General features: G+C 38.1%; 15 protein-coding genes and 1 other annotated feature. All 15 genes read left to right on the plus strand.

The annotated features are described in order from the left end of the window. Positions 1-84 precede the first annotated feature (84 nt). The 15 genes from GX497_06680 (at position 85) to mltG (ending at position 14,248) form a co-directional block, all read left to right on the plus strand. Positions 85-753 (plus strand): YitT family protein, encoded by a 669-nt coding sequence (locus tag GX497_06680; protein HHY72898.1) that lies wholly within the window; start codon positions 85-87, stop codon positions 751-753. Positions 754-879: 126 nt separating this feature from the next. Further along, positions 880-1,296, plus strand: a complete 417-nt coding sequence (locus GX497_06685) for an Rrf2 family transcriptional regulator (protein ID HHY72899.1) — start codon at positions 880-882, stop codon at positions 1,294-1,296. A 14-nt stretch (positions 1,297-1,310) separates the two neighbouring features. Further along, a complete protein-coding gene (locus GX497_06690) occupies positions 1,311-2,453 on the plus strand; it encodes a cysteine desulfurase (protein ID HHY72900.1) in 1,143 nt (380 codons plus the stop codon). Between the two features lie 14 nt (positions 2,454-2,467). Beyond that, complete coding sequence (mnmA, locus tag GX497_06695) at positions 2,468-3,586, plus strand: tRNA 2-thiouridine(34) synthase MnmA (GenBank protein HHY72901.1); 1,119 nt, start codon at positions 2,468-2,470, stop codon at positions 3,584-3,586. 72 nt (positions 3,587-3,658) lie between these two features. Beyond that, positions 3,659-4,324, plus strand: a complete 666-nt coding sequence (locus GX497_06700; protein HHY72902.1) for a tetratricopeptide repeat protein — start codon at positions 3,659-3,661, stop codon at positions 4,322-4,324. A 24-nt stretch (positions 4,325-4,348) separates the two neighbouring features. Next, positions 4,349-6,694, plus strand: coding sequence for an ATP-dependent RecD-like DNA helicase (locus GX497_06705; GenBank protein ID HHY72903.1), 2,346 nt, complete (start codon positions 4,349-4,351; stop codon positions 6,692-6,694). Between the two features lie 104 nt (positions 6,695-6,798). Further along, on the plus strand, positions 6,799-7,281 hold the full coding sequence (locus GX497_06710) for a photosystem reaction center subunit H (protein HHY72904.1): 483 nt from the start codon (positions 6,799-6,801) through the stop codon (positions 7,279-7,281). Between the two features lie 67 nt (positions 7,282-7,348). Beyond that, positions 7,349-7,540, plus strand: coding sequence for a hypothetical protein (locus GX497_06715; GenBank protein HHY72905.1), 192 nt, complete (start codon positions 7,349-7,351; stop codon positions 7,538-7,540). 26 nt (positions 7,541-7,566) lie between these two features. Then, positions 7,567-7,704 (plus strand): DUF3918 family protein, encoded by a 138-nt coding sequence (locus GX497_06720; protein HHY72906.1) that lies wholly within the window; start codon positions 7,567-7,569, stop codon positions 7,702-7,704. A gap of 97 nt (positions 7,705-7,801) precedes the next feature. After that, positions 7,802-8,890, plus strand: coding sequence for an AI-2E family transporter (locus GX497_06725; GenBank protein ID HHY72907.1), 1,089 nt, complete (start codon positions 7,802-7,804; stop codon positions 8,888-8,890). 54 nt (positions 8,891-8,944) lie between these two features. After that, positions 8,945-9,162, plus strand: a binding site (T-box leader). Between the two features lie 68 nt (positions 9,163-9,230). Continuing rightward, complete coding sequence (gene alaS / locus GX497_06730; GenBank protein ID HHY72908.1) at positions 9,231-11,867, plus strand: alanine--tRNA ligase; 2,637 nt, start codon at positions 9,231-9,233, stop codon at positions 11,865-11,867. Positions 11,868-11,963: 96 nt separating this feature from the next. Next, the gene (locus GX497_06735; GenBank protein ID HHY72909.1) at positions 11,964-12,236 is read left to right on the plus strand and encodes an IreB family regulatory phosphoprotein; all 273 of its coding nucleotides are present in this window, start codon (positions 11,964-11,966) and stop codon (positions 12,234-12,236) included. Between the two features lies 1 nt (position 12,237). Beyond that, on the plus strand, positions 12,238-12,654 hold the full coding sequence (ruvX, locus tag GX497_06740) for a Holliday junction resolvase RuvX (GenBank protein ID HHY72910.1): 417 nt from the start codon (positions 12,238-12,240) through the stop codon (positions 12,652-12,654). Between the two features lie 15 nt (positions 12,655-12,669). After that, positions 12,670-12,969 carry a DUF1292 domain-containing protein gene (locus GX497_06745; GenBank protein HHY72911.1) on the plus strand — a complete coding sequence of 100 codons (300 nt, stop codon included), beginning with the start codon at positions 12,670-12,672 and terminating at the stop codon, positions 12,967-12,969. A 136-nt stretch (positions 12,970-13,105) separates the two neighbouring features. Further along, a complete protein-coding gene (gene mltG / locus GX497_06750; protein HHY72912.1) occupies positions 13,106-14,248 on the plus strand; it encodes an endolytic transglycosylase MltG in 1,143 nt (380 codons plus the stop codon). The last annotated feature ends 45 nt before the right edge of the window (positions 14,249-14,293 follow it).

Here is a 14,293-nt window from a genome sequence, read left to right on the forward strand (position 1 = left end):
CATCACCTCATTGTATACTTTATCACATATCGGTTTTCATTTATTTCAAATTTTCCAGTATCATGATAGAATATCATAATCTACATCATTTTTTCAGACGAAAGAAGGATTAACTTGAAACAATGGATTGTTTACTTAGTAGGACTGTTGGTCATGACTTTTGGAATTGTATTAGTCATTCAAGCTGACCTTGGCAGTGCTCCATGGGATGTGCTCCATATTGGGCTATATAAGCAATTTGGTTTAACAATCGGAAGCTGGACCATTTTTGTAGGAATTATTGTGCTAAGCACTTCAGCTATTTTGGCAAAAGCGTTCCCGAAATTAGGCGCCTTTTTAAATATGCTTTTATGTGGAATTTTTATTGATATGTATTTATTAATACCATGGCTAAAGACGCCAGCTTCAATGGTTGGCCAATTTTTGATGCTATCTCTCGGAATTATTTTTATGGCTTATGGAATGGCTATTTATGTTTCAGCAAATGTGGGGACCGGACCAAGAGACAGTCTTATGCTAGTCATTATGCAAATAACAAAAATGAAAGTTCAATGGATACGCTTTATTATGGAAGTTCTTGTACTAACTGTTGGTTGGATGCTAGGGGGACCAGTTGGGGTTGGAACGATTGTTTTTTGTTTAACAATTGGTCATGTAACAGGATTCGCGTTGCCGCAGTGTCAAAAAATCATAAATAACTGGATAGAAAAAAGACGCGCCAATATCGTAACTGAAACATCGAACAGTCTGTAATGCTTACGCTATTTAGCAAAAGTTACCTAAAATAAAATATCAAACAATGTAAGTGTTTATAAATTCATGTTATAATAGCGATGACTATACTGTGATGTGTCGGAAAATGTTATAGAGGTGAAAAATGTGAAGATTTCTACAAAGGGGCGTTACGGCTTAACAATCATGATTGCGCTCGCGAAAAAACATGGTGAAGGGCCGACTCCGCTTAAAAATATTGCCAAGGATCATGATTTGTCTGAACATTATTTGGAACAATTAATTGCCCCACTGCGCAATGCTGGTTTAGTAAAAAGTATCCGCGGTGCATATGGTGGTTATGTTTTGGCAAGGGATGCCGAAAATATAACTGCAGGTGATATCATTCGAGTGCTTGAAGGCCCGATTAGTCCTGTCGAAGTGCTCGAGGATGAAGAACCGGCAAAACGTGAGTTATGGATAAAAATTCGTGATGCAGTTAAGGAAGTATTAGATACAACTACTCTTCAATATCTTGCTGATTACGAAGGGAATAATCATGATGCCTATATGTTCTACATTTAAAAGTAGGTGAAAACATGCAGCAACCAGTTTACCTAGACCATGCCGCGACAACTCCTACCCATCCAGAGGTAGCTCAAGCAATGATGCCGATTATGATTAATATTTTCGGCAATCCTTCGAGTGCTCATTCCTTTGGCCGAAGAGCGCGGCGTGAGGTAGATGAAGCGAGAGCGTTCATTGCTAAATCAATCAATGCAACTGAAAACGAAATCATTTTTACGAGCGGTGGCACTGAAGCTGATAATACCGCTCTATTTGGTGTTGCTAATGCCCATAAGGACAGAGGCAATCACATTATTACGACGGCTATTGAACATCATGCCGTTCTTCATACTTGCAAACAACTTGAAAAAGAAGGCTTTGAGATTACTTATTTGCCTGTAAACAATCACGGCGAAATTAGTATAGAGGACTTAAAAGCGGCGGTTAAGGAGTCTACTATTTTAGTGTCTGTTATGTATGGAAATAATGAGGTCGGCACAATTCAACCTGTTAAAGAAATTGGCGAGCTATGTTCAGAAGCTAATATTTTATTCCATACGGATGCTGTTCAAGCATATGGGATTCAAGCTATTGATGTGAAAGAATTGCATATAGATTTAATGTCTGTTTCCGCTCATAAAATAAACGGTCCTAAAGGGATTGGTTTTTTATATGTGAAAAATAGTGTGAAGCTTATTCCGCGCCAACATGGTGGTGAACAGGAACGGAAACGTCGGGCAGGAACAGAAAATGTTGCTGGTATTGTCGGCTTCAAAGAAGCGGTTCACTTGGCGCAAACGGATATGCTTGAAAAACGAGAGAAATATGAGCAATTTAAACAAAAAATGCTTGAAGTTTTTCAAAAAGAAAAAATTCAGTTTAATGTGAATGGTGAAGGTGCAAAGGACTTGCTTCCTCATGTTTTCAATATTTCATTTCCTAGTACAAATGTAGAATCGATGCTTGTGAACCTCGATTTAGCGGGTATTGCGGCATCAAGCGGATCTGCCTGTACTGCGGGATCAATTGACCCTTCTCATGTTTTAGTTGCTATGTATGGGAAAGATTCGGATAAAATCACAAATTCAATTCGCTTTAGTTTTGGCTTGGGAAACACACTAGAGGAAATTGAAAAGGCTTCATTTGAAATAGCTAAAATTGTTAATAGGAAGTAGGTGGTGAATAGCTTATGAAAAACTCAAAAACACCTGCAGAAATGCGTGTTGTCGTCGGGATGTCTGGTGGTGTTGATTCCTCAGTTGCCGCTTATGTTTTAAAACAACAGGGTTATGACGTAATCGGAATTTTTATGAAAAACTGGGATGATACGGATGAAAACGGTGTTTGTACAGCAACCGAGGATTTCGATGATGTCATTCGTGTTTGCAATCAAATTGGCATTCCTTATTATGCTGTTAATTTTGAGAAGCAGTATTGGGATAAGGTATTTACGTATTTTTTAGATGAATATAAAGCAGGACGAACGCCAAATCCCGATGTAATGTGTAATAAAGAAATTAAATTCAAAGCGTTTTTAGAGCATGCTCTTACATTAGGAGCCGATTATTTAGCGACAGGCCACTATGCCCAAGTTGAATATCGCGACGGTGAATACAAGATGTTACGCGGTGTTGATGATAATAAAGATCAAACGTATTTTTTAAATCAATTAGGACAAGATCAGCTTTCAAAGGTAATGTTTCCGCTCGGAAAACTCCCTAAGTCTGAAGTTCGGAAAATCGCCGCAGAAGCTGGTTTAGCAACGGCTACTAAAAAGGATAGCACCGGCATTTGTTTTATCGGCGAACGTAATTTTAAAGAATTTTTAAGCAACTACTTACCGGCACAGCCTGGGAAGATGACGACATTAGATGGTGAAGTGAAGGGAACCCATGATGGTCTCATGTATTATACAATCGGGCAGAGGCATGGCTTAGGTATTGGCGGCGCAGGAGAACCATGGTTTGCCATCGGTAAAAATTTAAAAGAAAACATTCTTTATGTTGGCCAAGGTTTTCATAATGAGGCTCTTTATTCTGATTCCCTTCTTGCCGTTAATGTGAGCTGGGTTAGTGACCAAAAACCAATGGAGCCGTTTCACTGCACAGCGAAATTCCGCTACCGTCAGCCTGATATCCCTGTAACTGTAGAAATAATTGATGATAATATTGTAAAGGTGATCTTTGGGGAGCCAGTGAGAGCAATCACGCCTGGCCAATCCGTTGTTTTTTATAATGGTGACGAATGCTTAGGCGGTGCCACCATTGATGAAGTTTACAAAAATAATGAACGCTTAACATACGTGTAGGAAGTAGGGGACGGACGGTTCTCTTGCTTCTTAAGCATATAAAACAAGAACATGTAAGAAGGAGAAAAAAGCATGACAGATAAAAATACCCTCGGCATTCAATATATGCAGCAAGGGAAGTATGAGGATGCTGCAAAGATTTTCAATGAAGTTATTGCGGAAAACCCGAATAATCCAATTGCTTATATTAACTTTGGTAATTTACTTGCTGCAGTTGGAGAGCATGTCCGTGCGATTGCGTTTTTTAACAAAGCGTTGGAAATCGATAGCACTTTAGCGACTGCTTACTATGGAGCAGGAAATACATATTACAATCAAGAAGATTACATTAAAGCAAAAGACAATTTTGAACAGGCAATCAAACTCGGCTTACAGGAAGCAGATGTTTATTTTATGTTGGCGATGAGCTTGGCCCAGCTCGGTCAAGAAAAACTGGCTCTTCCTTATTTTCAAAGAGTGATTGAACTAAATGAATTTGACGAAGATGCCCACTTCCAATATGGTTTATGTTTAGCATTGTTGGAAATGATTGATGAAGCGATTCCGCATTTTGAAAAAACAATCGAGTTAAACGATGAGCATACAGATAGCTATTATAATTTAGGTGTTGCTTATGCTTTTAAAGACGAGCCAGAAAAAGCACTTACTATGTTTGAAAAAGCGTTAGAGATTCAACCTGATCACTTTTTAGCAGCAAATGGCAAGAAAAATGTGGAACAATTGTTTCGAAAGCATTAAACAAAGCTTCAAAGGGGAATAACGATGGAAAAACAGCAATCGATAGAGTTTATTGAAGAACAAAAAAAATTTATTAAAGGAAAAATCATTGTTATGATTTTTCACAATGAACAGACTTTATATTCTGTTGCAAGAATTCGCATTATGGAAACGAATGAGCAATATGATGAAAAAGAAGTCGTCGTTGCTGGTTACTTTCCATACATACATGAAGATGAATCTTATACATTTTTTGGTAGCTTCCATCAACATCCTCGTTATGGGATGCAATATCAAATCAATCAATTTCGCAAGGAATTACCACAATCAAAGGATGGCATTATTCAATACCTTTCAAGCGATTTATTTACCGGCATTGGCAAAAAAACGGCAAAAAAAATTGTAGATACATTAGGAGAGCGAGCCATCTCAAAAATATTAGAAAACCCTTCCATTTTAACAACAATTCCGAAGTTTCCCGAGGAAAAAGCAAAAATATTATATGATACATTGATGCACCACCAAGGGTTAGAGCGAATCATGATTGCTCTAGCTAATTATGGATTTGGTCCACAGCTTTCCATGAAAATATACCAAACATATAAAGAAAACACGTTAGAAATCATCGAAGATAATCCTTATAAATTAATTGAAGATGTTGAAGGGATTGGCTTTGCAAGGGCAGACGAATTAGGACAAATGTTAGGGATATCAGGAAGCCACCCAGATCGAATTCGTGCTGGATGTATTTATATTTTAAATCAGCAATCATTGCAGGAAGGCCATGTCTATTCATTGCTAGAGCCTTACATAATCCAGATTTATAAATTAATTAATGAAAAGGCAAAAGAAACGAAAGTGTCCGAAATCGATATTTCTCGGGAAATAATCGCGCTTGGTGAAGAAGGAAAATTAATTATTGAAGAAAACAGAGTTTATTTGCCATCGCTTTATTTTTCCGAAAAAGGCATTGTGACAAGCTTAAAAAGAATTGCAGAGCAAAAAGAATACACGGAACAGTTTCCGGAATCTGAATTTTTAAAGGCACTTGGCGGCCTTGAAGAAAGATTAAATGTGCAATATGCTCCCTCACAAAAAACTGCCATTCAAAGTGCCATTTCTTCTCCACTAATGATTTTAACTGGTGGCCCCGGGACTGGGAAAACGACAGTTATAAAAGGGATTGTTGAAATTTACGCCGAACTGCATGGCTGTTCTTTAAACCATAAAGATTATGATAAAGATGACTGTTTTCCAATCATTCTTTGTGCACCAACAGGTAGAGCGGCAAAACGAATGACAGAGTCAACTGGCTTGCCAGCTGTCACGATTCATCGACTCCTTGGCTGGAACGGTAATGAAGGCTTTAATCATGATGAAGATGATCCGATTGAAGGAAAGCTCGTGGTCATTGATGAATTTTCAATGGTCGATGTGTGGCTTGCTAACCAATTATTTAAGGCATTGCCACCAGCAATCCAAGTAATCATCGTCGGCGACGAGGATCAATTGCCATCTGTTGGTCCCGGCCAAGTTTTAAAGGATATACTAAAATCGGGAAAAATAAATACAGTCCGCCTTACAGATATTTATCGCCAATCAGAAGGTTCTTCCATTATCGATTTGGCCCATAGTATTAAAGATGGTGTAATACCTGACGATATTACGAAACCGAGGGTGGATCGAGCTTTTTTTCAATGCAAGCAAAACCAGGTTTTGGAAGTAGTTCGTCAAGTTAGTGCAAACGCTCTAAAAAAAGGCTATACGGCAAAGGATGTTCAAGTGTTAGCTCCTATGTATCGGGGCAGCGCTGGAATAGATGCATTAAATCCAATGCTGCAAAATCTTTTTAACCCAAAATCCGACCAAAAACGAGAACTAATCTTTGGGGAAATTGCATATCGTGTTGGCGATAAAGTACTGCAGCTTGTCAATCAGCCTGATGATAATGTTTTTAACGGTGACATCGGTGAAATTGTCAGCATTATTTATGCGAAGGAGAATCTCGAAAAACAAGACCAAATTTTCATCAATTATGAAGGAACGCAAGTGATGTATACACGGCAAGATTTAAATAACATAACCCACGCTTATTGCTGCTCTATTCATAAGTCACAGGGAAGCGAATTTCCAATTGTTATTTTGCCAATTGTAAAGGGATATTATCGAATGTTAAGAAGAAATTTAATCTATACCGCTGTCACTCGCAGTAAAGATTATTTAATTCTTTGTGGTGAAGAAGAAGCCCTGAAGAGTGGTGTATCGCGCCAAGATGAAGGTTTACGACAAACAACATTGACATCAAAGCTAATCGAGCGTTTTGGAGAAAAGGACGTCGACGAGGTTAATGAAGAAAACATGGAAACATTATCACCGTATGATTTTATGTGAAATCCGTAATCTAAGTATGAGTTGACTGCCTTGATCAACTCTTATATACGATTAAAAACTGATTGTCTACATTGTTTAAAGAATGTTCGAGGGGTGGGGTCCTATTGCGAACGTTCTCGTCAATAAGAGATTTACCAGTTTATAATCAAGCAACAGGTAAGGAGCTCGGTAAAGTTTTAGATCTTTGTTTTGATAACAACGGTACAGTCAATGGTTTGATGGTGGATACAAAGGGGTTATTAAAAAAAAATAAACTTATTCCCTATTCTCAAATTTCCTCAATAGGAATGGACGGGATTATGTTGTCTAATGAACCAACAACTGAAGAGCAAATGACGCAAAACCGAAATGGAGTACATTTTCTTCAAAATGGCCAGGAGCGAATTATTGGCAAACCTTTAGTGACGACTGAAGGCGAAAAACTTGGGTTGGTAGAAGATGTATATTTTAGGGAAGAATTGGGCACCATTATAGGGTATGAAGTTACGGACGGATTTTTCGCTGATATGACAGAAGGCCGCAAGGTTTATAAATCTGGAGCACCTTTGACAATAGGCGAAAGTATCCTAATCGTTGATTTAAATTAACAAAATTGTAATTGTTAGAAACAAGGAACATTCCAGTTGTTTCTTCCAAAGAGGAGTGACAATACCCATGATGAAGTGCCCTAATTGTGCCAGTAAGGATATTGGGAAAATCGGTGTTAACCAATATTATTGCTGGAATTGCTTTATCGAGCTAACAGTAAACAAAGATCGACTATATACCCACCAAGTTGAAGAAGATGGTACGTTAAGTTCATTAGATGACCTTTTTACAGAAGAGGATTTGCGATTGGGAATGTGAAAAAATTTTTTCTAGGGGTGATTGTTATGAATAAAACAATGACGTCTCTATTGGCATTAGGAATCGGGGCTGCCGCTTATAGTATGAGTAGGGGGAACAATAATTTCATCAATAGCAGAACGATGAAAAAAATGAGAAGGCGTATTTCTAGGGCTATTTATTAGGCGGTTGAAAGTAATAAGTTACAAGAAGAAGGGGCTGGGGCAGGAATCTCAGCCTCTTTTCTGTGTAAATAGACAGATATAAGGAGTGGTTATTTATATGGGAGCTTCCCAAGGCTATAAATGGTTAATTCGAGCTACTACCTTGCTAATCATATTTTTATGTTTTTTTGTATTTCTGAAGCTAACCCCCATTTGGAAACCAATTTTTCAAATTATTTTAACAATTTTACTGCCACTCTTTATTTCCGGGTTTATTACCTATTTGTTGCTGCCTGTAGTAGAAGGATTACACAAGCGGGGAGCCCCACGAACGGTTGCGATTTTGAGTATTTATTTTCTTTTTTTCGGAGGATTAGGCTTTGGCCTTTATAAGCTTTTTCCGCAAATCATTAAACAAGTAAAGGATTTAAGTGAAAATCTCCCTTATTTAGTAAATACATATCGCGGTTGGCTTGAAGAAATTGATTTTAGAACGGAACATTTTCCAAACGAAATTCACGCTCGAATCGAACAAGGGTTAAGTGGAATTGAAAATACGGTTAACCAACTTATTACTTCTTTTTTAGAGTTTGTAAAAGACCTGGTCAATTCTCTAGTGCTTTTCGCCTTAGTCCCGTTTATTGTTTTTTATATGCTAAAGGATTTTAACATATTTAAAAAAGCAGTCTGGTATATAACGCCGCGGAAATGGAGAAGGCCGGGAATAGAGCTATTAAAAGATATCGACGAATCGCTCGGCAATTATTTACGAGGACAGCTATTTGTTTGCGTAATTATCGCCGTTGTGGCCGCCATTGCTTTTTGGATTACCGGTATGAGCTATCCGCTTTTATTTGCAACTATTGTTGGGATTACCAATTTTATCCCCTACTTTGGCCCGATCATTGGTGCAGTCCCTGCCGTTATTGTTGCATCAACGATTTCAATGAAAATGGTAATCATTGTTGCTGTTATTATCCTTTGTTTGCAATTTATAGAAGGGAATATTTTATCCCCATTAATCGTCGGAAAAAGCGTACAAATGCATCCTGTTGTTATTATTTTGGCGCTTTTAGTAGGGGAAGAAGTGGCAGGTATTGTAGGCTTAATATTGGCCGTTCCGATTTTGGCAATTTTTCGCGTTGTTGTCACACATTTAAAACTGAACTTTGAAAAACAGATACAAATGGCTGATACAAATGATTAATGTTTGACAAACGCTACGGTAGTTGTCTAAAATGATTTAGTGAATGTTTAATATGATTGAATGATGACGGAATAAGTAGATTACAGCCCAATTTCTAGAGAAAAGTTTCCTTAGGCTGAAAGAAACTTTAAATGAAGTGTAATCGAAAGCTGCTCCTGAGTGTTTAGTGTTTAAAACTAAGCCGTTTGACCGCGTTAAGGTTTTAAAGGTGATGAAGATTTTTTTCATAATCAGGGTGGTACCGCGAGGAAATTATAGCTCTCGTCCCTGCAGTTTACTGTAGGGGTGGGGGCTTTTTTTATAGTTGAAATATAATTCACATGAAATAGGGGGATTTACGATGAAAAAATTAACTGCCGCCGAAATTCGGCAAATGTATCTTGATTTCTTTAAGGAAAAAGGACATGCTGTAGAACCTAGCCGCTCGCTAGTTCCACATGAAGACCCGTCTTTATTATGGATTAATAGCGGTGTGGCAACGTTAAAAAAATATTTTGATGGACGTGTCATCCCTGAAAATCCACGGATTTGCAACGCACAAAAATCAATCCGTACAAATGATATTGAAAATGTCGGCAAAACAGCTAGACATCACACTTTTTTTGAAATGCTTGGGAATTTCTCCATCGGCGATTATTTTAAAAAAGAAGCGATTGAATTTGCTTGGGAGTTTTTGACTTCTGAAAAATGGCTAGGTCTTGAGCCAGAAAAACTATCAGTTACAATCCACCCTGAGGATCATGAAGCCTACGATTATTGGCTAAACGATGTTGGTATCCCTGCAGAAAGAATTATTCGGATTGAAGGAAACTTCTGGGATATTGGCGAAGGTCCAAGCGGCCCGAATACAGAAATTTTTTACGACCGCGGCGAAGCATTTGGCAATGATGCGAACGATCCTGAACTTTACCCAGGCGGAGAAAACGAAAGATATCTTGAGATTTGGAATTTAGTGTTCTCTGAATTTAACCATAATCCAGACCATACATACACACCACTTCCAAAGAAAAATATAGATACAGGCATGGGCTTGGAGCGCGTGGCATCCGTCATGCAAGAAGTGCCAACAAACTTTGATACTGACCTTTTCATGCCAATTATTAAAGCGACAGAAGAAATCTCAGGTCAAAAATATAATGAAAGCAAAGAAAAGGATGTAGCCTTTAAAGTAATTGCCGACCATATTCGCACCGTTACTTTTGCGGTTGGGGATGGGGCGCTGCCGTCAAATGAGGGCCGTGGCTATGTATTACGCCGTTTGCTGCGCCGTGCTGTCCGCTATGCAAAACAAATTAATATTCACCGCCCATTTATGTTTGAACTCGTGCCAGTTGTCGGTGAAATCATGGTTGACTATTATCCAGAAGTGAAAGAAAAAACAGAGTTTATTCAAAAAGTAATTAAAAATGAAGAAGAACGTTTCCATGAAACATTGCATGAAGGTTTAGCGATACTTTCTGAAGTCATCAAAAATGCGAAAAAGAAAGATAGCACTGTAATTCCAGGTGAAGATGCTTTTCGTTTATACGATACATATGGCTTCCCTTATGAGTTAACGGAAGAATATGCCGAAGAAGAAGGGATGACAATCGACCAAGAAGGCTTCAATGTCGAAATGGAAAAACAGCGAGAACGTGCGCGTAGCGCCCGCCATGATGAAGGCTCAATGCAAGTACAAGGCGGCGTTCTTGGCGATATTAAGATAGAAAGTACATTTATCGGCTACGACCAAGCTGATGCTGAGGCTCGCATTGAAGTTGTTTTACAAAATAATGATTATGTAGAGCATGTCCAAGCGGGTGAGGAAGCGCAAATTATTTTAAATGTAACGCCATTTTATGCTGAGTCAGGCGGTCAAATTGCTGACCAAGGTTATTTAGTGAACAATAATCTTATTCTTCGTGTCAAAGATGTGCAAAAAGCGCCAAATGGTCAGCATCTTCATTCGGTCATCGTTGAAAAAGGTAGCTTAACAAAAGGCGAGACAGTCAGAGCGAAGATCGATGAAGAGAAGCGCAATGCCATTATTAAAAACCATACAGCAACACACTTGCTACACCAGGCCTTAAAAGATGTGCTTGGCGACCATGTAGCGCAAGCAGGTTCCTTAGTATCACCTGAGCGTCTGCGCTTTGACTTCTCACATTTTGGACAAGTTAAACAAGAGGAGTTAGACGAAGTTGAAGCAATAGTAAATAGCAAAATCTGGAACAGCCTTGATGTAGAAATTTCCAACAAAGGCTTAAAAGAAGCAAAAGAAATGGGAGCAATGGCGTTATTTGGTGAGAAATATGGTGATGTTGTTCGCGTTGTTAAAGTAGGCGAATACAGCTTAGAGCTTTGCGGCGGCTGTCACGTCTCGAACTCAGCGCAAATTGGCTTATTTAAAATTGTTGCAGAATCAGGAATTGGCGCAGGTACTCGCCGAATCGAAGCGGTAACAGCTCAAGGCGCGTACATGTTGATGAATGACCAAATCAATCTTTTAAAAGAAGCAGCGAATAAGTTAAAAACAAATCTGAAGGAAGTTCCAGCAAGAATTGAGGCTCTTAACGGAGAAATTCGTCAACTGCAGCGTGAAAATGAATCATTAGCAGCAAAACTTAGCAATATTGAATCATCTAGCCTTGTAAATGAAGTAAAAGAAATTAATGGCGTTAAACTTCTAGCGAAGAAAGTAAATGTGAAAGATATGAATAGTTTACGAACAATGGTAGATGATTTAAAAGGAAAACTAGGATCAGCTGTTATCATTCTTGGTGCTGTTAATGAAGATAAAGTAAATTTAACTGCAGGTGTAACAAACGATTTAATAGAGAAAGGCTACCATGCTGGAAAATTAATTAAAGAGGTAGCAACACGCTGTGGCGGCGGCGGTGGTGGTCGTCCAGATATGGCCCAAGCAGGTGGGAAAAATCCCGAGCAATTAGTAGAAGCCTTACATTATGCAGAAGAGTGGATGAAATCTATTTCGTAATTTTACAAATTATAGTGTAAAATAAAGATAAACTAAAATGGACAAGTAGGGTGAGAGCAATCTCTCGCCTCTAACTTCTAGAACGGAGGTGTCAAGATGAGCTCAATGGATAATACGATGCGTTTTAACTTTCAAGATGAGCCAGTTGATACAAATGTTAAGGATGTACTTTTTACTGTATATGAAGCACTGCAAGAAAAAGGCTACAATCCGATTAACCAAATCGTAGGGTACTTGCTTTCGGGGGACCCGGCTTATATTCCGCGCCACAAAGATGCACGCAATATTATTCGCAAGCTTGAAAGAGATGAATTAATTGAAGAATTAGTGAAATCCTATCTAGAGACTCATCGGGAAGGCAACAACTAAAATGAGAGTGATTGGTCTAGATTTTGGAACAAAGACAATTGGCGTTGCTGTCAGTGATGAATTAGGATGGACAGCACAAGGGATTGAAACAATTAAAATAGATGTCGAGCAAAATAATTTTGGTTTTGAGCGAATAAAGACATTTATAGATGAGTATAATCCAGAAAAAATAGTGGTTGGTTTTCCAAAAAATATGAATGGCACAGTTGGACCACGCGGAGAAGCTTGTCTTGAATTTGCAGAACTCTTGAAAAAGACCTTCCATATCGAGGTAGTTCTTTGGGATGAAAGGCTTTCAACAATGGCAGCTGAACGAGTTCTTTTAAGTGGTGATGTTAGCCGCAAGAAACGTAAAAAAGTCATTGATAAAATGGCAGCTGTCATGATTTTACAAGGCTATCTTGATAGTAAACAATAAGGAGTGGAAAATGAAATGGCTAAAGTAGAAAAAGAGCGAATTATAATTCCTGACGAAAAAGGTGAAGAGCATCTGTTTGAAGTTTTATTCACTTTTGATGTTGAGGAAACTGGCAAGTCTTATATGGTCGTGGAACCTGTTGGAGCAAGTGAAGATGAAGACGAAGAGGTCGAAGTATTTGCTTTCCGTTTTGAGGATCAAGGCGATGACGAAGACGATCTTGCTTTATTCCCAATTGAAACTGATGAAGAATGGGATATAGTTGAGGAAATGTTGAATACCTTTACCGAAGAGGAAGATAAGGAAGAAGAGTAATACGTTAGCCGTAGTAGGCAATGAGTTGATATGTTAGGCGGACCACTTGTTGGTTCGTCTTTTTTTTTCTAAAAAAAATCACTCGAAATTTGTCAGTCATATAGTATAATAATACGGACAGGAAGGAGGCGTTTTTTTGGGTAGATTTAACAAAAAGGATAACGATGCGAAACTTTTCGAACGAGAACAAGAAGCACGCTTAGTTCGGAGAATTGTCGCTATTATTATTTCATGCATTTTAATCGTAATCGTTGCTGTAGTGATAGCTGGTTATTTTTACATAAAGTCAGCACTAGAGCCAGTTAATAAACAGGATCAATCGCAAATTAACGTAACAATACCAATCGGTTCTTCGGTAAGAGGAATTGCCAATATTCTAGAGGAAAACGGGGTTATTAAAGATGCCACTGTTTTTCGTTATTATGTCAAATTTAAAAATGAGGCTGGATTTCAAGCTGGTGATTATAAACTTAGTCCAGCGATGGAGTTTGGCGATATTATTGCGCAATTAAAAACAGGCAAAGTGATGATGGAGCCTGAATTTACAATTACCATTCCCGAAGGAAAGCAGCTAGAAGAAATTGCAACTATTATATCTAAGAAGACAAATTATAGTGAAAAGGAAATTATTGAAAAACTTGATAATCGTGGGTATGTTGAAAGTTTAATAAAGAAATATCCATCCATTTTATCGGAAGAAATTTTACAAAAGAATATACGCCATCCGCTTGAAGGATATCTTTTTCCAGCTACTTTTGATTTTTATGAAAAAGAACCGAAGCTAGAGGAAATTATTGAGAATATGATTACAAAAACAGAGGATGTCGTTTCTCCATATCTAGATCAAATTGCGGAAAATGGTCTTTCTATCCATGAGTTTATGACGATAGCTTCTTTAATTGAAGAGGAAGCATCAGTAAAAGCAGATCGCGAAAAGATTTCGACCGTTTTTTATAATCGTCTCAAGAAAAAGATGCCACTACAAACAGACCCAACTGTGTTGTATTCGTTAGGAAAACATCAGGTGGGAATCACCTATAAAGATTTAGAAGTGGATTCGCCGTATAATACTTATAAGATTCAAGGGCTGCCACCGGGGCCCATCGCAAGCCCAGGTGAAATCTCAATGGCAGCCGCCGTTAACCCGACAGATGCTAATTATTTATATTTTTATTCCCGTCCTAACGGTGAAACGATATTCACAAATACTTTAAATGAGCATAATACGATTAAAAATAAATATAAGCATGAATGGGATGAACTTAAAAAGGCTGAATAAATATAGTTCCTTTCAGGAAGTATGACTATTTTTTAAGGGGTAAAA

This window comes from Bacillus sp. (in: firmicutes), assembly GCA_012842745.1.
In the GTDB taxonomy this organism is placed as follows: Bacteria; Bacillota; Bacilli; order Bacillales; family Bacillaceae_J; genus Schinkia.

Bases quoted from the DNA above. Each gene is read 5' to 3' on its own strand.
- GX497_06690 (HHY72900.1), top strand. From the start codon at position 1,311: ATGCAGCAACCAGTTTACCTAGACCATGCCGCGACAACTCCTACCCAT.
- mnmA (HHY72901.1), top strand. From the start codon at position 2,468: ATGAAAAACTCAAAAACACCTGCAGAAATGCGTGTTGTCGTCGGGATG.
- GX497_06700 (HHY72902.1), top strand. From the start codon at position 3,659: ATGACAGATAAAAATACCCTCGGCATTCAATATATGCAGCAAGGGAAG.
- GX497_06705 (HHY72903.1), top strand. From the start codon at position 4,349: ATGGAAAAACAGCAATCGATAGAGTTTATTGAAGAACAAAAAAAATTT.
- GX497_06715 (HHY72905.1), top strand. From the start codon at position 7,349: ATGATGAAGTGCCCTAATTGTGCCAGTAAGGATATTGGGAAAATCGGT.
- GX497_06720 (HHY72906.1), top strand. From the start codon at position 7,567: ATGAATAAAACAATGACGTCTCTATTGGCATTAGGAATCGGGGCTGCC.
- GX497_06725 (HHY72907.1), top strand. From the start codon at position 7,802: ATGGGAGCTTCCCAAGGCTATAAATGGTTAATTCGAGCTACTACCTTG.
- alaS (HHY72908.1), top strand. From the start codon at position 9,231: ATGAAAAAATTAACTGCCGCCGAAATTCGGCAAATGTATCTTGATTTC.
- GX497_06735 (HHY72909.1), top strand. From the start codon at position 11,964: ATGAGCTCAATGGATAATACGATGCGTTTTAACTTTCAAGATGAGCCA.
- ruvX (HHY72910.1), top strand. From the start codon at position 12,238: ATGAGAGTGATTGGTCTAGATTTTGGAACAAAGACAATTGGCGTTGCT.
- GX497_06745 (HHY72911.1), top strand. From the start codon at position 12,670: ATGGCTAAAGTAGAAAAAGAGCGAATTATAATTCCTGACGAAAAAGGT.